Below are 22,872 nucleotides of genomic sequence, written 5' to 3'. Positions count from 1 at the left end.
GAAGCGCTAGAGAAATAAAACATGGCGAAAATTATTGCATTTGACGAGGAATCGCGGCGAGCTCTAGAAAGGGGTGTTAACGCCCTTGCAGATGCCGTAAAAATTACCTTGGGGCCCAAAGGTCGCAATGTCCTTTTAGAGAAAAAATTTGGCGCACCCCAAATTGTCAACGATGGTATCACTGTTGCGAAGGAAATTGAATTAGAAGATCCTTTGGAAAATACTGGTGCAAGACTCATCCAGGAAGTAGCCTCAAAAACTAAAGATGTCGCTGGGGATGGCACCACTACTGCCACAGTTTTGGCCCAAGCCTTGATTCGGGAAGGTTTGAAGAACGTCGCGGCGGGTAGTAACCCAGTTAGCTTGAAGCGCGGGATCGACAAAACTATTGAAGCACTGGTAAAAGAAATTGCCAAGGTAGCCAAGCCAGTAGAAGGAAGTGCGATCGCTCAAGTTGCCACTGTCTCAGCTGGTAATGATGAAGAAGTTGGCCAAATGCTAGCCGAAGCAATGGAAAAAGTCACCAAAGATGGTGTAATTACCGTTGAAGAATCTAAATCCCTCACAACTGAACTAGAAGTAGTTGAGGGGATGCAGATTGACAGAGGCTATATTTCTCCCTACTTCGTCACCAACAATGAGCGGCAAATCGTAGAATTTGAAAACGCCCGGATCTTGGTTACTGACAAAAAAATCAGCAGCATCCAGGATTTAGTACCGGTGTTGGAAAAAGTCGCCCGTTCTGGTCAGCCCTTGCTGATCATCGCTGAAGATGTAGAAGGGGACGCTTTGGCAACTTTGGTGGTGAACAAAGCGCGGGGTGTACTTACCGTAGCTGCGATCAAAGCACCTGGGTTTGGTGATCGCCGCAAAGCTTTGTTAGAAGATATTGCTATTCTCACCGATGGACAGTTGATTTCTGAAGAAATCGGCTTAAGTTTGGATACCGCTTCTTTAGAAGCGCTGGGAACTGCTCGCAAAATCACCATTGACAAAGAAAGCACCACGATTGTAGCTGGCAGTGTTACCAAGCCAGAGGTACAAAAGCGGATTGGTCAAATTCGCAGGCAGTTGGAAGAAACCGATTCTGACTACGATCAAGAAAAACTGCAAGAACGGATCGCCAAACTCGCTGGCGGTGTGGCAGTGATTAAAGTGGGTGCGGCAACCGAAACCGAACTCAAAGACCGTAAACTGCGGATTGAAGACGCGCTGAACGCTACTAAAGCCGCCGTGGAAGAAGGTATTGTTCCTGGTGGTGGAACGACCCTAATTTACTTAGCCAAGACGGTAGAAACGATTAAAAACAGTCTAGAAAACGAAGAAGAAAAAATTGGGGCTGATATTGTCGGACGAGCGTTAGAAGCTCCTTTGCGCCAAATAGCAGAGAACGCTGGTGCTGAAGGTTCTGTGATTGTCTCTAGAGTCCGCGATGGCGACTTGAACATTGGCTACAACGCTGCTACCGGCGAATTTGAAGACTTAATCGCCGCTGGCATTATCGACCCTGCCAAAGTCGTGCGTTCAGCTTTGCAAAACGCTGGTTCCATTGCTGGTTTGGTCTTAACCACCGAAGCGATCGTTGTTGAAAAGCCGGAGAAGAAATCCGCTGCTCCTGCCCCTGATATGGGCGGCATGGGCGGCATGGGTGGCATGGGCGGCATGGGTGGCATGGGCGGCATGGGCGGCATGGGCGGCATGTTCTAACTTCTGCTCACCCAGATAAATATTTTTTAAGCAGTTTGTCTTAATTAAGGCAAACTGTTTTTTATAGCATTGCTGATTTAGAGGCGATATGTTATCTGTATTGCTGGGAAGTCGCTGAACGTAAATAAACGTTGTTTTAACGACTGACAAATGACTAATAACTATTAGGTAATATCTAATGGCACGAAAACTGCGCCGCCCTCCCAAAATAGTAAATAGACGATATGAAGATGAGTTCTATCACCAACCAGGGACTCTACCTGGAACTATTTTTATTGATGCAGATGCTCCGCCACCAATAATTTTCTTGATTGACTATAACCAAACTAATTTCATCCGTGAGCAAATAGCAACCCCAGAGGAGTGTGTCGCATATCTAGAGATGGAATCTATTTCTTGGGTAGACGTACAAGGTTTAGGCAGTCAAGATATATTACAACGATTGGCTAAGGTTTTTAAGTTACCTCCTCTAGTTTTAGAAGATATAGTTAATGTACCTGAGCGTCCCAAAACAGAGGATTATGAAGACCAATTGCTATTCATTGCCCGCATGGTAGTAGCAAAGGAAAAAACATGTGGTTTTTACAGCGAACAAGTGAGTTTGATATTAGGTAAAAATTATTTGCTGACAGTACAAGAAGAACCAGAACATGACTGTTTTGAAGGAGTGCGATCGCGAATTGAAAAAAACAAAGGTACCATTCGCAAACAGGGAGCCGATTATTTAGCTTACGCCGTGTTAGATGCGATTATTGATGGTTTTTTCCCAGTGCTAGAGCTTTATGGTGAGCGAATCGAAGAGTTAGAAGAGGAGGTGATAATCAGACCTACCCCACAAACACTACAACATATTTATCAAATTAGGCGAGAATTACTGCAACTGCGTCGTGCTATCTGGCCCCAGCGAGATGCAATTAATTCTTTGATTCGAGATGGCAGTGATTTGATTGGTGAAGAAGTGCGAATCTACTTGCGAGACTGTTATGACCATACAGTGCAAGTGATGGACATGGTGGAAACTTACCGAGAACTAGCATCTGGATTAATGGATGTGTACCTTTCAGCAGTGAGTAATAAAATGAATGAAATTATGAAGGTATTAACGATAGTTTCAACAATTTTTATTCCACTGACTTTTATTGCCGGAGTATATGGGATGAATTTCAGCACTGAAAAATCGCCATATAATATGCCTGAATTGAATTCGTATTGGGGCTACCCAATTTGCTTAGCAGTAATGGCTGCGATCGCACTTGGTTTGCTATTCTTTTTTTGGCAACGAGGCTGGCTGCAAAATTCTGTAACAATGAAGCGTAATTAATAATTGCAGATGCACGATGAGTCAAATATACATTTATTAGTACCGATTGAGATTTTTGAGTTATGAGGAGTAACGACCAAAATTTAGTAGTTTTGACAATTTATATTATTGGTGTTTCCTATGTTTTTAACCGCATGGTTGAATCCATCGATGACCAAGTTAAATATGAGTTTAAGAAAGGAACCGTTGAGGAGCAATTGAAAGAACACAATCTCGATGATAAAATTGGGATTTCCTTTAAACTCAAATCCTCATACCCAATTGATGAACTGAAAGATTTAGGAATTAGCATTGAAAATAAATCTGATAATGTTGCCGTATACGTTGACTGGGATAATAGTTCTTTGGTAGTTGAACATAGCAAGCAATCGCGTCGTGTGATTCGGAAATCACCAGACTTAACCCGCGACTTAGCTGTTCCCCAGAGTCCTAGCCTAATTGCTCCCAGAAAAACACTTTCTGAAACGGTGACAGCAGAAGATGTTTTTGAGCGGGATCAAGTAGCTGGAACCTATTTAGCAAAAAAACCACTAATTGATATCAACGGGCTGCAAAAAGGGCAAAAAAAGTTGTACAACGACTTTATTAACGGAAGAAAAGAGTTGGACTTTTCCCTCCAACTGGTGCTACGGATATCTGAAGTGCGTTTAGGTCTAGCCCCAGGTCGTGATTTTCCTGCTATTAGTATTATCAATTGTCCTTTCACAGTCAGAAAACTACCTTGGACTTACGCTCTACCTTGGAATAAAAAAAAGCAATAGCAACCAGACAGACTATGCCATCCAAGATTACACTGGATCTAGGGAGAGAGTAGGCGCAGGCGGTTGCAGATCAGTCATAGTCACTGGTTTGAGGAAAGTCCGGACTCCCGAAAGACCAAACTTGCTGGATAACGTCCAGTGCGAGCGATCGTGAGGATAGTGCCACAGAAAGATACCGCCAGGACTAGGGACTAGGGACTAGGGACTGGGGACTGGGAAAAAATCTTCCTAATCCCCAGTACCCAATCCCCAGTACCCAATCCCCGGTAAGGGTGCAAAGGTGCGGTAAGAGCGCACCAGCAGTATCGAGAGGTGCTGGCTCGGTAAACCCCGGTTGGGAGCAAGGCGATAGGAACTATGGTTGGTCTTTTACCAGTTCCGCTCAATGAGAGCCGCTAGAGGCGTTTGGTAACAAGCGTCCCAGATAGATAACTGCCCTCGCAAGAGAACAGAACCCGGCTTATGTCCTGCTCTCTCCTCTGCAATGGAGTATGAACCTTTCATGGTTTGTACTCTATTATTTTTTGTACGGATTTTGTGCGATGTTTAATTCGTCATTTAGAGCATTCCCAGTATTTCTAATGCTGTATCCAGATGCCATTTAACCCGATATAGTCCAAATAGCTTCTTTTGACTTAGAGTTACCTCTTGTAAAAGTGGGAATCGGTGGTGAACTAGTTTGCAAGACACGAACACCACCGATGTAAAAGTCTATTCCGTTGTTAATATCGACTTAAAGCTATATTTACGTTTCTATATAAATGGCTAAAGCTAAGGGTAAACCTGAAAACTTTGGAAACCAACCAAGCAAAGAGTTAACCGAACAATTGAATTTTCGTGTCACCAAGGAAATGAAGGAGGAAGTCAAATCTAAAGACGATCCTCCTGAGTTTTGCCGTCAAGCTATCCAAGAGAAGTTAGCTAGAGAGAAGTAGCGAAAAGTTGCTAAAGTAATAGTCCAAGAACTTTAGGGATATAAAATAGATAGCTAGTACACCACGGCGTAAATAGAGCAACCATTTAAAATCCCTAAAAAGCCCATTCCATAATACTTTTGAATGAGTGACTTCCGCCTTGCGGTACTAGTTGCCTCCCCCTGCCCCCTTCCCTTTATCATGTAATGCCTCTTGCTTATCCACGCCGTCAGCGCCAACTCGAAAGTTTAGTCCAAAAATTAGGTTTGTCGCTAGAAGCACCTATAAAGTGGGAACTGCTGGATTTAGCGCTAACTCATCCCACTGTCTCTGATTCGGCAAATTATGAACAGCTGGAGTTTGTTGGCGATTCAGTGGTGCGGCTGGTGTCGGCTGTTGTGTTATGGGAAAATTATCCCGATTGTCCAGTAGGGGATTTTGCAGCAATTCGTTCGGTGTTGGTAAGCGATCGCATCCTCGCCCAATTGGCAAGAGTTTATGGTTTGGAGTTATACTTACTAGTTGCTGGTAGTGCTACTGCTGATAAAGTTGGTCTAGAGTCACGATTGGCAGATGCTTTTGAAGCAGTTCTGGGTGCGCTTTACTTAAGTACTCAAAATCTGGAACTGATTCGCTCTTGGCTAGATCCCCACTTCCAACAACTAACCACAGAAATTCGCCTCGATCCAGCCAGACTTAATTACAAAGCTGCTCTCCAAGAATGGACTCAGGCACAATTTAAAGTTTTACCAGAGTATCGGGTTGTGGAAGTCAGTCAACCGTACCGCAATCAAGAACGTTTCATGGCTGAAGTTTGGCTGAACGGAAATAAGCTAGGAGTTGGTAAGGGACGCTCGATCAAAACTGCTGAACAAGCCGCAGCTAAGGTAGCTTTTTTAGCAATTTCTAATCCGGAAATACCCTGAGTTTAAAAAACAGTTGATTAGCTGATAATCAGTTGATTGTCATTTGTCCCTCATCCTTTCAATACAAATGACAAATAACTAATGACAAACCAAATTAAAATTGCTGTTATCGGAGTTGGGCGTTGGGGAGTGCATCTGCTGCGGAATTTCTTAGCAGATCCTCAAGTAAATGTAGTTGCTGTAGTAGACCCCCATCCAGAACGATTAGCGGCGGTAAAGCAGCAGTTTAATTTAGATGAAAATGTAATATTAACAACCGAGTGGCAGGATATCAAGAAAGTGCCCGGTTTAACAGGGGTGGCGATCGCAACTCCTGCTACCACCCACTATGCTTTAATTAAAGACGCTCTCCAACAGGGATACCATGTTTTGGCAGAAAAACCCTTAACTCTCGACCCAGCAGAATGTCGGGAACTTTGCCAGTTGGCAGAACAGCATCATTTAATACTCATGGTTGATCATACTTATTTATTTCACCCAGCAGTTGAGCGAGGAAAAACTGTAGTACAAGCGGGTGAATTAGGTGATTTACGCTATGGCTACGCCACCCGTACCCATTTAGGGCCTGTCCGGCAAGATGTTGATGCGCTGTGGGATTTAGCTATTCACGATATTGCTATCTTTAACGCTTGGCTGGGTCAGATCCCTGTGAAAGTACAAGCAACGGGTACGGTGTGGCTACAGGGGCAAGCCAATAGGGAAATTACCCACTCTCCATCCCAAGGTTTAGCTGATCTAGTATGGCTAACACTGACATACCCAGATGGCTTTCAAGTTTATATTCATCTGTGCTGGCTGAATCCCGATAAGCAGCGACGGCTGGGGATTGTAGGTAGCCTTGGTAGTTTGATTTTTGATGAAATGTCGCAATTATCACCTCTAACGCTGCTACATGGGGAGTTTGAACAGCAGGGCAATCAATTTATTCCGGTAAATCAAAGGCAGGTAGTGCTGGAATTAGAGCCAGGTGAACCATTGGGGCGAGTTTGCTCCGGCTTTGTTGTCTCTATTCTCAACAATATTCCCTCAGAGGTTTCCTCTGGCTGGGTAGGCACACAGTTAGTAGAAGTTCTTGCTGCACTAACAGTATCTCTTGAGCAAGACGGCAAACCTGTTTTTCTTAATAAGCGCTTTCAACTATAACTTTCGGTTACAGCTATTTTCAGGTAAATAGACCACGCGGTAGGGGCATAGCATTGCTCATTGGTGTCAATTTAAGCTCAACGCGTTGTCCCACATATCTTTTACCCCACCCTAACCCTCCCCTTATAAAGGGGAGGGAAGCAGATTTCTTGTTTCTTTCCTTATAAAGGGGAGGGAAGCAGATTTCTTGTTTCCCCCCTTTATAAGGGGGGATTAAGGGGGGTAAATCCGACTTGTGTATACACCATAACCTTTTAGAAGAGAGGTTTGGAGAGAGGTCAAAACTATACTGTACCCAAGCGAGAACCGCTATATAGTCCACGAAGCTCTGAGGTTCATCAACGGAGTTCAAAGACTCATTCACGAGTATAAAAGACTCGTCGGCGAGTATAAAAGACTCATTCACGAGTATAAAAGACTCGTCAGCGAGTATAAAAGACTCATTCACGAGTATAAAAGACTCATCGGCGAGTATAAAAGACTCGTCAGCGAGTATAAAAGACTCGTCAGCGAGTATAAAAGACTCGTCAGCGAGTATAAAAGACTCGTCGGCGAGTATAAAAGACTCGTCAGCGAGTATAAAAGACTCATCGGCGAGTATCAATCAACGACTCATATGTTTTTTAACGATTTTCGTGTAAGTCCTGATAAAAACGGATAATGTATGAGCATGATTATGCACAACCGTATATTTACTATTTTATTTTTAACTCTATCTCTGGCTATCACACCCCAGTTTGTAGTTGCTCAAAACAATATTGAACAGCTATTTAAACAAGGTGATACTGTCGAAACAGTTGGTAATAACTCCCAAGCGGAGACAATTTGGCGTATAGTTTTACAACTTGAACCCAATAATGGCAAAGCTTATAACAATTTGGGGAATGCTTTACGGCGACAGGGGAAACTAGAGGAAGCATTAGCGGCGCACCAGAAAGCATTACTACTCAATCCTAATGATGCCGAACTTTGTCTCCCCTAACAAGCGAGGTGGGGTGTTAGGGACTTTTGCAAGAAGTATAATCACTATATCCAGCACTGTTGCATCTTTTACCAACAGCTTGAGAACTAATTCGGGGTGAAGCGATAGTCCTACAGAGTATCGGTTGTGGAAGTCAATTTTAAATTTTGGATTAGAGTGTAGCGAAGATTACCTCTCCAAAGTCCCATTCACACAAACTCCTCGTTTTGGAAGACTTACCAAGATAGTTTGCTGTGGCGAAAGACTAATCTCATAAGTCTCGTTCCCAAGTAACACCTGGAACTTCAGGGACTTCTCTTTGTCTACCCCTGCTTTCACAGACTTGTTGATCCCCAAAGAGGAACTTTCCCCAGACTCCTGTAGGCTAGGGTAGTGGCTTGCTTTTGCCTCCTCATTCCTAGAAGAAAATCCCAAATCCCCCACATTTCCTTCTTCCTTCGGAACAGGTAATAGCGAGATATCAATCAAAGGTAAGGTAATTTTCAGTGTCGTACCTTGATGAAGTCCCACACTCTCAAGAGTAATGCTGCCTCCCATGAGTTCGATTAAGTTTCGTGAAATTGCTAGTCCTAGCCCAGTACCTTCAAACTGACGTGCGGTTGTGCCATTCACCATTACAAAGGGGCGAAATAGTTTGTGCTGTTGAGTTGGATCAATACCTATACCTGTATCTTTGACTATCACCACCACCTGAGATTTACCAGTACTATATTGAATTTCTGTAGCAATGGTGATGCTTCCTGTGTCGGTGAACTTAGTGGCGTTGCCGATAAGATTAATTAGCACCTGCTTCAGTTTTGCTGCGTCTGCCTTAATTGGTATCGGTTTAGGATCTAACTCGCATTTTAATTGCAAGCCCTTTTGTTGAACATTAACTGATTGTAAATTAATCACCTCTAGTAATATTTGTCGGAGGTCAAGAGGTGTGATGACTACAGAAAGCTTACCTGCTTCGATTTTAGAAATGTCGAGTAAATCATTAATAATACTTAGCAAATGAATCGTTGTTTCATCGGCACGTTTGAGGAAGTCCATTTCTTCTTCCCGGCTATCACATAATCCATCTTCAACCACGCGAATGCAGTTAATAATAGTATGTAATGGGTTTCTCAATTCATGAGAAGTTGTAGCCAAAAACTGGCTTTTAATTTGGTTAGCACTTTTTGCTTCTTTCCAAGCTATTTCTAGTTCTTCTGCACCAGCTTTTAGCCGTTCTACCATTTGGTCTAATGCTTGGGCCAGTTGATTGAATTCCCGAATTTGAAAATTGTGCGGAACTGGTTGTGCGGCGTGGTGAGAGTGAATATTGAGAGCGTAGTCTCGCAATTCTTCTACAGGACGTGCCAAGTAAGGAGCTAGATATAGGGATGCTAACAAACTTGTACCAATCAAACCAACTGTCAAAACAATGACAATTAGTTTGATTTCCTCTAAACCAAAAAGCGCATTATCGACACTAGTAACAGCTAAGACTATCCATTTTTGCTGCTGCTGTTGGGTGAGGGGATTTGCAATAGCCGTATAGCCAGCTACTAATTCTTTCCCTTTTATAAAAGACAAATTTATCGAATCGTTTTGTCCTGCAATTGCATTTTTAATTATGCTCTTGAGTTGGGAAGCATTTGGGTGCTGATTGATATTAGTTCCCACCCAGTCTGTAAGTGGGTGCGCCAAAATTGTCCCGTCTTCAGCAATCACTACCATAGCGCCTGTGAGCGATCCCGGCGGATTTCTGATTTGTTGGTACAACGCAGATTGAATACTCAAGCTGTAAACTAAATTTCTTCGGCTATCGGCGACTGGTGCAGATAACACTAATCGCAGTTGATTTTGGATGTTTCTTTTTCCAGTTATTCCTGTGTTTGGTGGGAAGATTGCTTTAACATCAATTCCGTTACTAGGCAAAGGTAATCTCAATTCTCCAATTGCTTGATCCCCACAGCTACTAGCAATTATTTTCTGGTTTAGGAGATTCGTTAATTGGATGCACTCAATACTGGCTGGAAGTTGTTGCCTTAACTGCGTGAGAATTTCTTGCTCTTGTATAGGTGAACCCGACGGAATCACCGTTGTTTTACTTACACTCAGCAAATTAGCTTTTAAGATAGCGATCGCATCTCCAATTCTCTCCCCTTTACTAATGGCGCTTTCTGTTAAATTTTGACGTGCAGTTCCCAATATGCTAGAACGTGCCTTATTCAAGGCAACAATCTCGCCTATAAGTAAAACTGGAACGAACAGCAGCAGTATTCTCGTTACTAAAATTCGACGAAAGGAAGATTGGCGGGAATTAGTCATCGAGTGTCTCACTTTGCATCTGCAAAACACAACAGCAAAGATATGTAATTAGACTAGCTAGATGAGACATTTTATTAAATTATCAGAATTTTATTTTCAATGTTTAAAAATAACAAATTGCTATAATTCAAAAAGAAACGTGGGATACCAAAACTCATATATGCTAGAAGATGTAAAAGCGCTTTGGGTTGCATATAAATACAGTGTTGAAGTTGTAAAACGGTAGCTTGCAAGCATGGATTTTTTTGAGAATCTACACACGAGCAAAGAAAATATTCAAACTATCAAATCAATCTAATGTTGCAAGATCGTCCTCATACTACAGTTGTTTTAGCAATGAGTGCAGATGGCAAGATAGCGGATTTTAAGCGATCGCCTGCTCGGTTTGGCTCAAAGGTTGATAAAGCACACTTAGAAAAACAAATCGCTGCCTCTGATGCGGTTTTATTTGGTGCTGGTACTCTGCATGCCTACGGAACAACACTTCCTCTATCAAATCCAACTCTAGTGGAACTTCGGGCACAAGCAGGGAAGCCTCCGCAGCCAGTTTATATAGTGACTACACACTCTGCAAACCTCAATCCGGAAATTAAGTTTTTTAAGCAACCAGTTAGACGTTGGTTACTCACGACAACATCAGGAGCACTTTCATGTAAAGAACGCTTACAGACACTTTCCTCAACTCTGGGAACCGGAGTACAGAAGTGCCTTCCAGAATTTGAGCAGATTCTGGTTTTTGAAACACCAACGCGAGAAATTGACATTCCCGCAGCTTTGAAGCATCTAGCCACTCTACATATAACACGCTTAGTGGTTTTAGGTGGAGGTGAATTAGTCGCTTCTTTGCTGGGATTAGATTTAATCGATGAATTATGGCTGACTATCTGTCCGCTGATTTTAGGTGGTAATACCGCACCCACACCCGTAGATGGGAAAGGATTTTTATCGGATTTAGCTCCCAAGTTGCAACTTTTAGAAGTTCATACAGTTGAGCAAGAAGTGTTTTTGCACTATCGCCTGCAACGACCAGCAGATTAGATTACGCTAAATAAGGGATTGGGGATTGGGGATTGGGTACTGGGTATTTGGCATCGGGTATGGATATTCTCCTTATCCTCCTACTCCCCAGTCCCCAGTCCCTAGTCCCCAGTCCCCAGTCCCCAGTTCCCAGTCCCCAGTCCCCAGTCCCTAAAAAGTGAAACAACTTAAGCCTCGCTATTCTGTTGTTTGGACGAACAAAATTGCCCAAGTACCCCAAGATGCCTGGAATGCTTTGGCAATGCCACTCAAAACGCCGTTTTTAGAATGGGAGTGGCTAAACAATATCGAAACCTCCCATAGTGCCACGGCTAAAACTGGTTGGTTGCCAAATCACTTGACATTGTGGCGAGATAAAACGCTGATTGCCGCTGCGCCACTTTATCTCAAAGGACACAGTTCTGGTGAATTTATTTTCGATCACCAATGGGCAGAGTTAGCCGATCGCATCGGAGTCCAGTATTACCCAAAATTGCTGGGAATGACACCATTTACTCCTGCTGAAGGTTATCGGTTCTTAATTGCCCCAGGAGAAGATGAGGATGAAATCACAGCGATGATGGTGCATGAAATTGACACTTTTTGCTCCAAAAATCGAATTTCTGGGTGTCATTTTCTCTACGTCGATCCCCAATGGCGTCCGATGCTGGAACGGCACGGCTTTACAACTTGGCTGCACCACAGCTACGTCTGGGAAAATGCTGGCTTTAAAACTTTTGATGACTACTTGAAGGTGTTTAATGCCAATCAGCGCCGCAATATCAAGCGGGAACGCAAAGCTGTGGAGAAAGCAGGTTTACGATTGCAAGCGTTCACTGGTGATGAAATTCCTCAGTCTTTATTTCCTTTGATGTACCAGTTCTATGCTGACACCTGTGATAAGTTTGGCTGGTGGGGTAGCAAGTATCTCACACAGAGGTTTTTTGAGCAGTTAAACACCGATTATCGCCATCGAGTCTTGTTTATTGCTGCATATAGCGAGCAAGATAACTCTCATCCTTTAGGAATGTCCTTTTGTTTGTTTAAAGATGACAAACTCTATGGACGCTATTGGGGGAGTTTTCAAGAAATAGATTGCTTACATTTTGATGCTTGCTATTATACGCCGATTGAGTGGGCGATCGCTAACGGTATCCAACTTTTTGACCCTGGTGCGGGTGGACGCCACAAAAAACGGCGCGGTTTTCCGGCTATGCCTAATCACAGCCTGCACCGCTTTTACAATAATCGTTTAGGACAAATTTTACTTCCCTATATCAAAGAAGTGAATCAACTCGAACAACAGGAGATTGAGGCGATTAATGCAGAGTTGCCATTTAGTGAGAAAGGTGGTTGAGGAAAAGGAACTATTTTCATAGCAGAGTTTGCCGAATAATTAAGCTTTACTCGGCAAACAGATGCTTGCTTACCTTTTTTCACAATTGTGACATTCATTCAGAGGTGAGTATATAGTTTTTTTCTAACTACGGCTTCAATAAATTTTTGTCCAAGTATTGTTGCTGACTATTTTAAAACAAAAGTATAATTTATAGCAAAAAAACATAACTTAATTTTAAGTAAAAAGAATCACAAATATATTTAAAGATATAAAGAATGCTAATACCAATTTAATGTGAAGCTGCACTAAATGAGTAACTCTCTATTCTTGGCGCTCTTGGCGTACTTGGCGGTTCGTTTAATATTCTGTGCATCTTCATACAGAATTGGTATAAGTAAGATAGGAATTACACTTGATATAGGTGTAAAAATCTTGAAGAAAGAAATTTGCTTTTTGAGTGCTTATGGATTTAATAGTTGAAGATTTAGCTGCAATTGATGATAAACTTTCCCAACGTCATATTGACCTTGATCCCGGTGGATATTTCATTATTTACTTGGATCGAGACGCAAGGTTAATTTATGCCAAGCATTTCACAAATGTGATTGATGAGCGTGGTTTAGCTGTCGATCCAGAAACGGGAAAGGTAATTCCGGCACGAGAAAAGGTAGAACGGACTCACACCACGGTTTTTAGCGCGAGGACGGCGAAAGAACTTTGCGTAAAGATTTTTGAAGAAACTCAGCCCCCTCCTCTAACTCAATTAAATCATGCAGCTTATTTGGGTCGAGAATTTGTTCGGGCTGAGGTGGCTTTAGTCACAGAGCAAGAGTATGTTCAAGATTAAAGTTAGGAATGAGGAGTTAGAAGTTAGAAGTTAAGAGTTAAAAATTCCTAACTCCTAACTCTCCCGTTACCCATCAAGATGATGGCTGATTTATCTGATAGATGTAGTAAGTCGCCATTGGGATAACGGTGGCGGCAATTAACAATCCTACTACCCAGGCAGTAGCGTTACCTTGGTCAGTTTCTTCTGCTTTCTTAAAGGTGCCTTCTACCTGTACATTGTCAATTATTTTGGGTGGCCCTGGATCGGCTTTCCCAGAAAGGACGGCAACAAGGCGATCGCTTGCATCTAGAAATGCCTGATTGTATTTGTTACCATTGCGTAACGGCACACTTACTGTTTCAGTAGCTACACTTTCGGCAATAGAGTCAGTGAGTAAAGGTTTAACTTGATCTCCAGTAATAATCGCAGTACCATTGGTAACCGTATCAACAACCAATAAGATTTGATTAGCTTGGGCTGATTTTGTGGGAAACCATTTTTCAAACAACTCTTTGGTGAAGCTTTCCGGTGTTTCACCGTAGTCGAGGCGGCGAACAGTAACTATTCTGACTTCCTTATCTGTTTGCTTTGCCAAATCCTTGAAAGCGCTGCTAATCTTACCTTCATTCAGACGGCTGATGACTTCACCTTGATCCAAAACCCAGGTGTCATTCCCTGCTGTAAGGTTGGATATTTGATTTACACCTGTGGCTAAAGCAGGTGTGGCAAACAGCGAAGCTGCTATGATAACCGTCACCAAAGGTAGAATTAGCCAGATGAGGTGTTTTCGACTGCTAAATACTTGTTTAAGAAGCTGTTTCATTATATGAACCCTAAGACAGACTTGCACCAAAAATACTACAGAACTATTGTAAAAATCACTTCATTCCCGGTTTTCTCCAGTATGAAGTTTCTGCTACTGCCAGCAGATATATATTTTAAAGGATTTTTTGATTGCAGAAATTTGTTCTGATCGCGGCTGCAAGCATTAACCTGACAAGAAATACCGCCCATTTTGGAAATTAAGCCAAATACTTAGGGCGGAATTTGCAAACCATCTAGAGATGATATCGTATAACTAATATTTTTGGCAGCATCAAGGATATTTTTTTTATATCTGCAAATAGCTTTTTCTGCTCTAGCCATCGATGGGCGATATCTGCATTTTTTTGATATTTTAGCTAAACCTATATCAATATAATATATATATGACCATAATTTTAACTAACGACGACGGCATTGATGCTCCCGGTATAAAAGCGCTGATCAAAGCTGTAAATGGCAAAAACGTTATTATCGCTGCTCCTGCTGATCATCAGTCTGGCTGTGGACATCAAGTTACCACCACTCGTGCTATCAACCTCCAGCGACGTTCTGAGACTGAATATGCGATCGCAGGCACTCCCGTAGATTGTGTGAGAATTGCAATAACACAAATTAACGCAGATGTCAAATTTGTGCTTTCAGGTATCAATGCTGGGGGCAACTTGGGAGTCGATGCCTATATTTCTGGCACAGTGGCTGCTGTGCGGGAAGCTGCAATGCACGGTATTCCTGGAGTTGCCATTTCCCATTATCGCAAAGCCAAGCAGAATTTTGATTGGGATATGGCTGCCAAATTGACAGCTGAAGTTTTAGCGGACTTACTCAAACGTCCCTTAGAACCGGGAAGCTTCTGGAATGTGAATTTGCCGCATCTGCAACCAGGAGAACCAGATCCTGATGTGGTGTTTTGCCAAGCCTGTACCAAACCTTTGCCTGTCAACTATCGAATTGAAGGCGATGATTTTTATTATGTAGGAGAATATGGCAAACGCGATCGCACTCCTGGTAGCGATGTGGATGTATGTTTTTCTGGCAATATCGCAGTAACTCAGTTAAAGGTTTGACATTTAGTTAACAGTAACGATTGAATCCCTTTGGCTTGGTGCAGTCACTCATGGGGAGCGACTGTTGTTGCAACTGGGGTGGAAGCCCCCAGACACTTTCTACCAAATACAAAGCGTAGCAAGATCCCTGTAGGAGTACGAAGACTCAGTTTAGCTGCGCTATGCGCGGCATCGTCTCACGCCACTTGCTCAACTCTTGGAACCACCAAGGAGTGGTTCCCCAGATACCAAAGGAAGAGGTTAACGTCTGCCGTAGGATGTCCGGTTGCGTTGCGTCTGCTGTCTTGAGAAGACCGTGCTGCTTCACCAAAACCCAAAATTGCTATTAGTCATCCAATGCTTGAATCAAGGACATAAACCGATCTACAGTTTGTGTCAGTTGGTTGAGTTTTTGCAGTGAATCATGATGAGATTCTGCAAGAGTCTGTACAGCATCACACAACGCGATAATTTGGTAGCCTTGCTGTTGCACCTGCTGTCCCTGTGCTTCAACTTGGATGCTGAGAGTCTCCAATCTTTCTGCAAGACGCTCAATTGTCTCAGTCGTAGAAAGTACTGCTTCCCCTATTTGCTCAACAATAGATTCCAAGCGATTTATTTTTACTTCGACTCCTGCTGAAATCATTTCTTTATACCCTAATTTTGAAAGAGCATCTTAGTAAAATTCCTAATACCAATTGAAATAATTAATTTCAGTACAGATATTAAATAACACTGTTATTCCGATAATATAGCAAGGGACTGGGGACTAGGGACTGGGGACTGGGTGAAAAGCCTTTTTGTGTTTAAGTTTTATCATCTGTTAATGTCCTAACCACCTTGGCTGTTGCTATATGTATGATTTTGTTCTTTGATGCTTCTATCCAATGTTGTGTTTAGCTACTTATAGGTAATTAATTGATGACAATTCTTAATCAAGTTTCTTAGTCCTGGTTGACTCAATACGGTTCGGATAAGACTTGATCCCCCCAACCCCCCTTAAAAAGGGGGGGCTTTAAGGACTATGCACCTTAACCGAACCGTATTGCTAGTTGACTAGATATGCTTTTGGATCCACTTTAATGGATTTGAGCTATGAGCAATCAATTTATTGCAGGACGGGTTAGAGCGCAACGCATTCATAATTTGTCAGTTAACGAGTTTTTAAATACATATCTAAAATGATTAGTCACCCCTCCCAAGATATAGTTAAGTAAAATTAGTTTCAATTTATCCAAAATTGTGCTTACCAAAAACTTAACGAAGATTAAGTAAATAGATGGTTAAGATGGATACTTTTAATTAAGCTAAGTTTCTAATCTAATTAAGTCTCAGTAATTATACCCTTGTTGCTTAACATTTAGCTCGACTAATTCACTAAACATTAGTAACAAATATTTTACTAAGTGCTATTTATCCCAATTAAGAATTTAAATTTACCTATTGTAGTTCAGTAGAGCCGAAATTTAAGCGTTATTCTGGTAAAGTTTCAGTGGTACTGAACACTAATTTCAAAAAAAGGAGAACAGTATGCAGTTTTTCAAAATTGTTCTTGTCACTCTTATGTTGATGGTGAACTTAGTAATTGCTCAACCCGCTTGGGCCGGCAAGGATTTTACTAAGGGGGCTGACTATGCTGAGGTAACTCAGGCGCTTAATCAACTTCTAACTGTAAAGGATACACCTGAGCAAGCTGGCTATACACCTGAGCAGTTCCAGCAGCGACTGGCACAATTGCAATTTCAGAAAAATGTTATAGAAACAGCTAGAAAGCGGGCACAGTGCCGCAATGAAACTGGAAAGACATTGGCTGTCTATGCCAATAAACCAAAAAAATCTCCAACCCAACTCTACTTCCTGGGCGCAGGAACAATCACGGATGATGATTGGGATTGTGATGGCATTTACTTACCCGCAGGTTCTCAAGTGATTCTAAGCCCAAACGCTCAACCACAACAACTGACCCAACCAATTGCCGTCAAGTTTGTCGATGGTACACAGTCTATTGCTAGAAACAATCCAGCCACTGGTGTAATTGAATTCAATGTTGAACCTGCGAAAGTATTCAAGGCGGGTGAGAGCAGCTGGTTGCTCCCAACTTTGTCCCAAGCAGATATCGATACACAAATTCCTACCCCACAACTCATTGACTAATCTCATCTAGATAAGGGACTTCCAGTTAAAACAAGTAATTGAGCGATTGTGAGCACAGTCTGGTACAAAACAGACTCCGTTTATTACCTTACGTTTAATTGAAGTTCGTTCTGGTAAAGCTTGACACTCTTATTTAACTAGCGTACTTGACCCCACTATTTTACCGCCCTATGTAGTGGCTGATTTATATCGACGAAGATAGAGAATTGAAGATGCTTTTAATATTGTAAAACGTCTCTTAGGCTTAAGTTATTTATGGACTGGTTCTCTTAACGGCATTCAGCTACAACAAATTTGGGGTACATGGTTATTTTATGCTGTATTAGTAGATTTAGGCGATACTATACTGTAGCTGATGAGCTTTCCTTACTACTGATTAATCAAGAAATCCATTTTATTACTCGTTTAAAAGCCAAAGCATCTATTAAATACCTAAAGATTTTTAGCTATGACCATTCTATTAACTTGGGTTTAGACTAGCCAGGAGTGCGAAACTCTTTTTGAGTTAAAGTTACTCTCATTAAGCTTAGTTACTTGAGAACAAGCTATGGTTTTTTGTGAATGAGTTCTAACTTTCAACGAAGTTGAGTTAATACCTAACGAGTACATTTTTTCTGATTTAGAGTTTTGCATCGGAAACTAGTCTAAACTCCAATAGTAACTTTTAAAATATTCTCTAAAGGAGAATCTTCAACCATTGAACAATCAACTCTTAATTAAGGAAAAACTACAAACCAAGCTTAAGAAGATTCAAACCAAGAGCGATGGTTCTCCCGTTACCGATTTGAAGCTAGATAAAACTTTAGCCGAAGAAATTGAACAATTGACGACGGAACTGGAGAGTGTCAATCCCAATCTCAATCCTCTTCTTAACGTTACTTATTTGCTGGATGGAGCTTGGCAACTGCAATACTCCACTGCGAGAGAAATCCGTTCTTTAGTTTCTCTCCCATTGGGATTAAAGCTGGGTAAAGTTTATCAAGTGATTGATGTTGCAAATAAATTGTTTTTCAATCTAGCTAAAGTTAAACATTCTCTGGGGCTAGTATCAGGATATGTCAAAGTGACAGCTAGCTTTGAGCCAGCCAAAGAAGATTTAGAGCCTTTAGAGAACAAACGTCTCAACGTCTATTTTGACAAACGCTACTTATCGATTGATAAAATTATCGGCATTAATACCCCTCAACTCAACCAATTTAAGGTTGTCCCAGCAAATAATCCTACTAGCAGAACTGCCACACTGGACATTACTTACTTAGATGAAACCTTAAGAGTTGGACGTGGAGGAGATGGAAGTTTATTCATTCTTAGTAAATCCAATGATTTATCTGACTTCACCTCCTAAATTAGAAATTGATCGCACCACCGAATGAATATGGCTCTCTCAATAATGCATCTTTTCACCAAGGTAAAACCAGGTTCGGCAATGGTAGAGCTTAAAACATTAAATTTCAGGGTAGGTTATGGTATAGAAGAAGATGTTAATGCCGATCCTCTAAGTCCCAGGCAAGTTTTAATTGTTAGGCATGAAGATATTTTCGACTTCTCAATTAAACCAGGAGAATTACGAGAAAATATTGTGGTTACAGGGATAGAATTTGATAATTTTATCCCTGGTTCTCTCCTAACCTTTGAAAGTGGCGCGGCAATTCGTCTAACTTTTCACTGCGAACCGTGTAAACGAATAGCCCACTTAGTAGAATCATTAAAAAGCATTCAAGGTAAAAGAGGAATTTTAGGCGTAGTTATTAAATCAGGTAAAATCCAGGTTGGTAGTAATTTTCAGGTTCAAGCTAATAAATTTCCCGCATTATCTGAAAATCCCTACGAACGGTTCCTAAATTTTATCATCAAAATTCCAAGTGGGAAAGTAGTTACATATAAACAGATAATCAGAGGCATGGGAGTAGATAATAGCTATTTAAGAGCTATTCCTACATATTTAAAAAAAACCTCGGCGGCTAATTATCCGGTACATAGAATATTAGACTCTAAAGCTTATTTGATAACTTATGTTAACCAACAAAAAAATAAGTTGGAAACTGAAGGAATTAAGGTTTTATCTGAGGGAGATTTATTGAGCAAATTAAACAAAAATTTTGTAGATATTAAAGATTATTTATGGGAAGATGAGAATATATATCTAGAATAGATATTTTTAATGTAATTTTCATAAATATTTGCAATATTATCCTCTATTATGCAAGGTAAAATCCTTCATTTTATCAAGATTATCCCTGATTTTTGATTTGTTTAGATGTAGCTTCCATAAAGTCGATAAAAACTTTTATGAGCTTATGGATTCCCTCACTACCTCCTGCAATTAAGCCTCCTGTAAGCAATGCATCTAAACAACGAAAAAGAACTACTTGTATTGGATTATCTAAATCAATAACTACAAGTGGTTCGATTGAGCGAATACCTATTGCGCTCATTAAAAGACCGAATAAAAGGGATGTCCATAGAGCAATTATTCGTGTATCAGATTTATAGGCTGTTCTTTGACGCTCTTTTTCATTTAAATCATCAATTTGTGGCTGGAAAATTTTTAATGAGTCTTGTTGACTTTGTGTAAAATTTTGGATAATTTGTTCTTCTAAACTCATTCCTTCAGGCGGTAGTCCACTGACTTGATTTGATTCCAAAGAAGGAAACTGTTTCTGTTGGACTTCCAGAAGTCTTATCTTCTCAGACATAAGAGCCTTCTCTTGCTGAATACTAATATCTAATTGTTCAACAAATGGACCTCGCCAAGTAGTTATAAAAACTTCCAAAGAACGCTCTAGCAACAAAGAAATAAATAACTGTAATGTGAGTAACTGGATAATATCATTAAGCCCAAATGGTTTTAAAACAAATGGTTTAGATGATAACCAAGTTGATAAAGTTACTACTAAAAAACTAATAATAATTAACAAAACAAATAGAGGAGATTCTGGAGAAAGCTTTTGCAACGTATCTATACTCCTGTTTTGCGCCACAATATTTAACACAGCCTGGAGGTGAGAACTACACCTGCTGAGTTACTTAACAACGTTAATTTGATAGAACAGTAAATAATTTATTACACGACTCTTTTTTCCAGGAAGTGATAGGCTACCCCACCCCCGAAGGATGTCTTCTTTGCCAGACGCTGCGTGTAGCTTGCTTGTATTGTAGGGGTACGACGGGCTTTGACGCTCGTTCGCGCCAGCGTGCCGTAGGCAAGACTCGCTATCGGTGTCGCACCTTGGTGATAGCAGAATAATATGATGGTTCGTGACACCAGAGCCACACTAACCCAAAAGTATTGCTATAGAAGCATTTAATAAGTAAATACCAGGTTTAAATTGAAAAAACAAGGCGATCGCACTTTCCTCTCAGAGAGCAGCAACTGTAGCACCAACTAAAAACCCCTCCAAGATTGGAGGGGTTAAAGTAATTTTTGGTGATGGGATAATGGGGGGAGACAGCAGCTTTTCCTCTCTGGTGACGCATTTTCTTATCAAAGCGACGATATGATAGTATAGCATTTCATAAATCCGTTACGAACCTCTGCAATACTGTACTTAGTAAGATAAATCATTAGTGTTACCAAATGATGTCAGTTGCGAATCGACAGCGTTTAGGTAAGCTCTATCATTCAAAGCTTGTGCTGGTAACTTTTTAGCATTGACAAGAGCCTTAACCACATCTAGTGCAGTGAGGTTTCCTATTTGGTATTGAGATACCAAAGCACTACTACTAGGAATACCCTGTGCTTTCAGGTTACCTTGATAAGCTAGAAATGCAGCATTAAATGGTTTTAGGTAGCTGACGTTCGGAGAATGAGTGAATAAATTGTTAGAATTGATAGGGATAAGTTTACCACTATTGTTAGTAGCTGTTTGAGCGCCACCGATTGCAGGTAATAAAGCAATAGAAACAACAATAAGTACAGAATCTATAAAAATAGAAAATTTCATTGGGTTATCCTTAGTTAAAGTAAAGTGCAATTAGTGTTCTTGAGTAATAGAGTCTTATTTTTTCTCAGTCTCAACTTCCTGCACTCAGGTCACCTGAACGGTTGATTTATTTCTCACCCATTCGGGTGATCTAATTGAGCGCAAGAACTGAAAAATTGAACCCATCCTACAGATAATTCAAACTTACTAAGACCCATAATGTGATAAGTAAGAACAGCAGTATCAAAAGGTTTCGGGTAATTGATATTTGGGGAATGGCTGCGTAAAATATTAGATTTGATAGCTGTGTTGATTGATGTGCCATTCTTGCTATAAGTGGATATTTGAGTCCTAGCGATTCTAGATAGGACATTAAAATCAACAATATGTGCAAAATTGAGCAAGGGAAAGAGTTTCATTATTGATGTTGTGTTGGTTAATAAATCGGGAGTAAGTTTAGGACAGACTTGAACAGATACAGCGCTTTGCAAGTAAATAAAGTACACCTATTCCCTAAACCTCCCCAAGGCGTCGGGGAGGGTGCGCGACAGCGCAGGTGGGGTATTTTTGTAACTCACAAACTTGAAATCTGCTGTATGTATTTAACTGAGGTAATCTAAAAAATTATGCAGCGCTATTACTCAGTCGTAGGCGTAGCCAAACCCAGGCATCGCATTTCTGCACTATCTCCTTCAACAGCAAATTTATTGATTAACTATGTTTGAATGTATTTTTGATTCGGGTTTACCGAATATACAAATTAGGGCAAACCGTAATTTTATTTCCTGTCTAATTGGAGACGGTAATCATCAATCAATTGGTGCTAATAACCGAATATACAGCAGGCTTAACTATACATAATATGAATATGTAAGCACTAATTGAAGTGCAAAAGTGATTAAACAAAAGCTATTTGATGCGAGGGAAGAGTTATGACATTAGTTCGTTGGAATTCTTGGAGAGAAATTGACACTCTACAACGTCAACTCAATAATTTATTTGAAGACAGCAGAGTACCATCTGCATTGTTAGATAGAGGCTTGAGCAAAGTTCCTGCTGCTGAGATACAAGAAACTGAAGATGCTATTCATTTGAAGCTAGAACTTCCAGGAATAGAAGCTAAAGACTTGGATGTACAAGTCACAGAAAACGCTGTTTACGTTAGCGGTGAGCGAAAGTCTGAAACTAAAACTGAGGAAAAAGGTATTACCAAAAGTGAGTTTCACTACGGGAAATTCAAACGCGTAATTCCTCTATCTGCTCGGATTAAAAATACTAACGTTACGGCAGATTATAAGGATGGCATCTTAAATCTGACATTGCCTAAAACTGAGCAAGAAAAGAACAAAGTTGTCAAGGTTAATTTGGAACAACCTGCTGCCTAATAGCTTGTAATCTTGATTACTCTACCTCCTTTGATAGATTGAGATAGCTAAAAACCCGGTTACTATCGTGACCGGGCTTTTTTGTAACAATTAATAGATAACAGAACCCAAGGGTGCGATCGCCTCTGCCGGGTCGGTACGCCATCGCAAAGCCCGATATGCCTGGGTTGAACTACATCTACCTACCTTTAAATAAGTAAAACTAATAACTTTTATCAGCTTTACAAAAGCAAGATAGTTAATTAAAAATTGTAAAGCAGTGTAAAGTAGTTACACAGGCAAAAACAAAACCGTCTGATTCATAA

General features: G+C 40.9%; 22 protein-coding genes, 1 other RNA gene and 1 pseudogene. 17 read left to right on the top strand and 7 right to left on the bottom strand.

The genetic code is table 11. The features are described from left to right. Positions 1 to 21: 21 nt before the first annotated feature. The 7 genes from groL to V7K35_RS09955 all read left to right on the top strand — a co-directional run bounded on the left by groL (position 22) and on the right by V7K35_RS09955 (position 6,772). Positions 22 to 1,707, top strand: coding sequence for a chaperonin GroEL (gene groL / locus V7K35_RS09985; protein ID WP_335078502.1), 1,686 nt, complete (start codon positions 22 to 24; stop codon positions 1,705 to 1,707). Positions 1,708 to 1,885: 178 nt separating this feature from the next. Beyond that, positions 1,886 to 3,028: a magnesium/cobalt transporter CorA gene (corA, locus tag V7K35_RS09980; protein WP_335078500.1), complete on the top strand. Its 1,143-nt coding sequence runs from the start codon at positions 1,886 to 1,888 to the stop codon at positions 3,026 to 3,028. A 62-nt stretch (positions 3,029 to 3,090) separates the two neighbouring features. Then, positions 3,091 to 3,789: a hypothetical protein gene (locus V7K35_RS09975; protein ID WP_335078499.1), complete on the top strand. Its 699-nt coding sequence runs from the start codon at positions 3,091 to 3,093 to the stop codon at positions 3,787 to 3,789. Between the two features lie 46 nt (positions 3,790 to 3,835). Continuing rightward, positions 3,836 to 4,267, top strand: an RNA gene (gene rnpB, locus V7K35_RS09970) — RNase P RNA component class A. A 283-nt stretch (positions 4,268 to 4,550) separates the two neighbouring features. Next, the gene (locus V7K35_RS09965; RefSeq protein ID WP_335078497.1) at positions 4,551 to 4,724 is read left to right on the top strand and encodes a hypothetical protein; all 174 of its coding nucleotides are present in this window, start codon (positions 4,551 to 4,553) and stop codon (positions 4,722 to 4,724) included. Between the two features lie 185 nt (positions 4,725 to 4,909). After that, positions 4,910 to 5,629: a ribonuclease III gene (rnc, locus tag V7K35_RS09960; RefSeq protein ID WP_335078495.1), complete on the top strand. Its 720-nt coding sequence runs from the start codon at positions 4,910 to 4,912 to the stop codon at positions 5,627 to 5,629. Positions 5,630 to 5,710: 81 nt separating this feature from the next. Further along, a complete protein-coding gene (locus tag V7K35_RS09955) occupies positions 5,711 to 6,772 on the top strand; it encodes a Gfo/Idh/MocA family protein (RefSeq protein WP_335078493.1) in 1,062 nt (353 codons plus the stop codon). Between the two features lie 19 nt (positions 6,773 to 6,791). On the opposite strand, the gene V7K35_RS09950 is transcribed toward V7K35_RS09955, so the two are convergent. After that, the gene (locus V7K35_RS09950) at positions 6,792 to 7,376 is read right to left on the bottom strand and encodes a hypothetical protein (RefSeq protein WP_335078490.1); all 585 of its coding nucleotides are present in this window, start codon (positions 7,374 to 7,376) and stop codon (positions 6,792 to 6,794) included. Between the two features lie 72 nt (positions 7,377 to 7,448). On the opposite strand from V7K35_RS09950, the gene V7K35_RS09945 reads away from it, so the two are divergent. Next, positions 7,449 to 7,754 carry a tetratricopeptide repeat protein gene (locus tag V7K35_RS09945; protein WP_335078488.1) on the top strand — a complete coding sequence of 102 codons (306 nt, stop codon included), beginning with the start codon at positions 7,449 to 7,451 and terminating at the stop codon, positions 7,752 to 7,754. A gap of 168 nt (positions 7,755 to 7,922) precedes the next feature. Here the strand turns inward: V7K35_RS09945 and V7K35_RS09940 are convergent, their stop codons facing one another. Then, complete coding sequence (locus V7K35_RS09940; RefSeq protein WP_335078486.1) at positions 7,923 to 10,052, bottom strand: ATP-binding protein; 2,130 nt, start codon at positions 10,050 to 10,052, stop codon at positions 7,923 to 7,925. 297 nt (positions 10,053 to 10,349) lie between these two features. On the opposite strand from V7K35_RS09940, the gene V7K35_RS09935 reads away from it, so the two are divergent. The 3 genes from V7K35_RS09935 (at position 10,350) to V7K35_RS09925 (ending at position 13,255) form a co-directional block, all read left to right on the top strand. Next, positions 10,350 to 11,090 carry a RibD family protein gene (locus V7K35_RS09935; protein ID WP_335078483.1) on the top strand — a complete coding sequence of 247 codons (741 nt, stop codon included), beginning with the start codon at positions 10,350 to 10,352 and terminating at the stop codon, positions 11,088 to 11,090. Between the two features lie 157 nt (positions 11,091 to 11,247). Continuing rightward, positions 11,248 to 12,426 carry a GNAT family N-acetyltransferase gene (locus V7K35_RS09930; RefSeq protein ID WP_335078481.1) on the top strand — a complete coding sequence of 393 codons (1,179 nt, stop codon included), beginning with the start codon at positions 11,248 to 11,250 and terminating at the stop codon, positions 12,424 to 12,426. 445 nt (positions 12,427 to 12,871) lie between these two features. Next, positions 12,872 to 13,255, top strand: a complete 384-nt coding sequence (locus V7K35_RS09925) for a DUF4346 domain-containing protein (RefSeq protein ID WP_335078479.1) — start codon at positions 12,872 to 12,874, stop codon at positions 13,253 to 13,255. Between the two features lie 73 nt (positions 13,256 to 13,328). On the opposite strand, the gene psb32 is transcribed toward V7K35_RS09925, so the two are convergent. Continuing rightward, entirely contained in the window at positions 13,329 to 14,060 is a 732-nt protein-coding gene (gene psb32, locus V7K35_RS09920) for a photosystem II repair protein Psb32 (protein WP_335078477.1), read from the bottom strand. A 385-nt stretch (positions 14,061 to 14,445) separates the two neighbouring features. Between psb32 and surE the strand changes: the two genes are divergently transcribed. After that, the gene (surE, locus tag V7K35_RS09915; protein ID WP_335078475.1) at positions 14,446 to 15,126 is read left to right on the top strand and encodes a 5'/3'-nucleotidase SurE; all 681 of its coding nucleotides are present in this window, start codon (positions 14,446 to 14,448) and stop codon (positions 15,124 to 15,126) included. Between the two features lie 145 nt (positions 15,127 to 15,271). On the opposite strand, the gene V7K35_RS09910 is transcribed toward surE, so the two are convergent. Further along, the gene (locus tag V7K35_RS09910; protein WP_335078473.1) at positions 15,272 to 15,433 is read right to left on the bottom strand and encodes a hypothetical protein; all 162 of its coding nucleotides are present in this window, start codon (positions 15,431 to 15,433) and stop codon (positions 15,272 to 15,274) included. An 18-nt stretch (positions 15,434 to 15,451) separates the two neighbouring features. Next, positions 15,452 to 15,751: a hypothetical protein gene (locus tag V7K35_RS09905; RefSeq protein ID WP_334797311.1), complete on the bottom strand. Its 300-nt coding sequence runs from the start codon at positions 15,749 to 15,751 to the stop codon at positions 15,452 to 15,454. Positions 15,752 to 16,635: 884 nt separating this feature from the next. On the opposite strand from V7K35_RS09905, the gene V7K35_RS09900 reads away from it, so the two are divergent. From V7K35_RS09900 to V7K35_RS09885, 4 genes and pseudogenes are all read left to right on the top strand, one after another. After that, positions 16,636 to 17,259 (top strand): hypothetical protein, encoded by a 624-nt coding sequence (locus V7K35_RS09900; RefSeq protein WP_335078471.1) that lies wholly within the window; start codon positions 16,636 to 16,638, stop codon positions 17,257 to 17,259. A 58-nt stretch (positions 17,260 to 17,317) separates the two neighbouring features. Next, positions 17,318 to 17,605 (top strand): annotated as a pseudogene (locus V7K35_RS09895) (transposase); the annotation flags it as partial. A gap of 351 nt (positions 17,606 to 17,956) precedes the next feature. Further along, positions 17,957 to 18,604 (top strand): PAP/fibrillin family protein, encoded by a 648-nt coding sequence (locus V7K35_RS09890; protein ID WP_335078469.1) that lies wholly within the window; start codon positions 17,957 to 17,959, stop codon positions 18,602 to 18,604. Positions 18,605 to 18,685: 81 nt separating this feature from the next. Further along, on the top strand, positions 18,686 to 19,411 hold the full coding sequence (locus V7K35_RS09885) for an MGMT family protein (RefSeq protein WP_335078467.1): 726 nt from the start codon (positions 18,686 to 18,688) through the stop codon (positions 19,409 to 19,411). A 79-nt stretch (positions 19,412 to 19,490) separates the two neighbouring features. Here the strand turns inward: V7K35_RS09885 and V7K35_RS09880 are convergent, their stop codons facing one another. Next, positions 19,491 to 20,213 carry a hypothetical protein gene (locus tag V7K35_RS09880; protein WP_335078465.1) on the bottom strand — a complete coding sequence of 241 codons (723 nt, stop codon included), beginning with the start codon at positions 20,211 to 20,213 and terminating at the stop codon, positions 19,491 to 19,493. A 594-nt stretch (positions 20,214 to 20,807) separates the two neighbouring features. Next, complete coding sequence (locus tag V7K35_RS09875; RefSeq protein WP_335078463.1) at positions 20,808 to 21,203, bottom strand: hypothetical protein; 396 nt, start codon at positions 21,201 to 21,203, stop codon at positions 20,808 to 20,810. Between the two features lie 911 nt (positions 21,204 to 22,114). Here V7K35_RS09875 and V7K35_RS09870 point away from each other — a divergent pair. Further along, positions 22,115 to 22,567, top strand: coding sequence for an Hsp20/alpha crystallin family protein (locus tag V7K35_RS09870; protein ID WP_335078461.1), 453 nt, complete (start codon positions 22,115 to 22,117; stop codon positions 22,565 to 22,567). The last annotated feature ends 305 nt before the right edge of the window (positions 22,568 to 22,872 follow it).

It is taken from the genome of Nostoc sp. (assembly GCF_036917275.1).
Lineage (GTDB): Bacteria > Cyanobacteriota > Cyanobacteriia > Cyanobacteriales > Nostocaceae > Nostoc.
The sequence above is the reverse complement of the archived record's forward strand: the minus strand, read 5'-3'. Positions and strand labels throughout refer to the sequence as shown.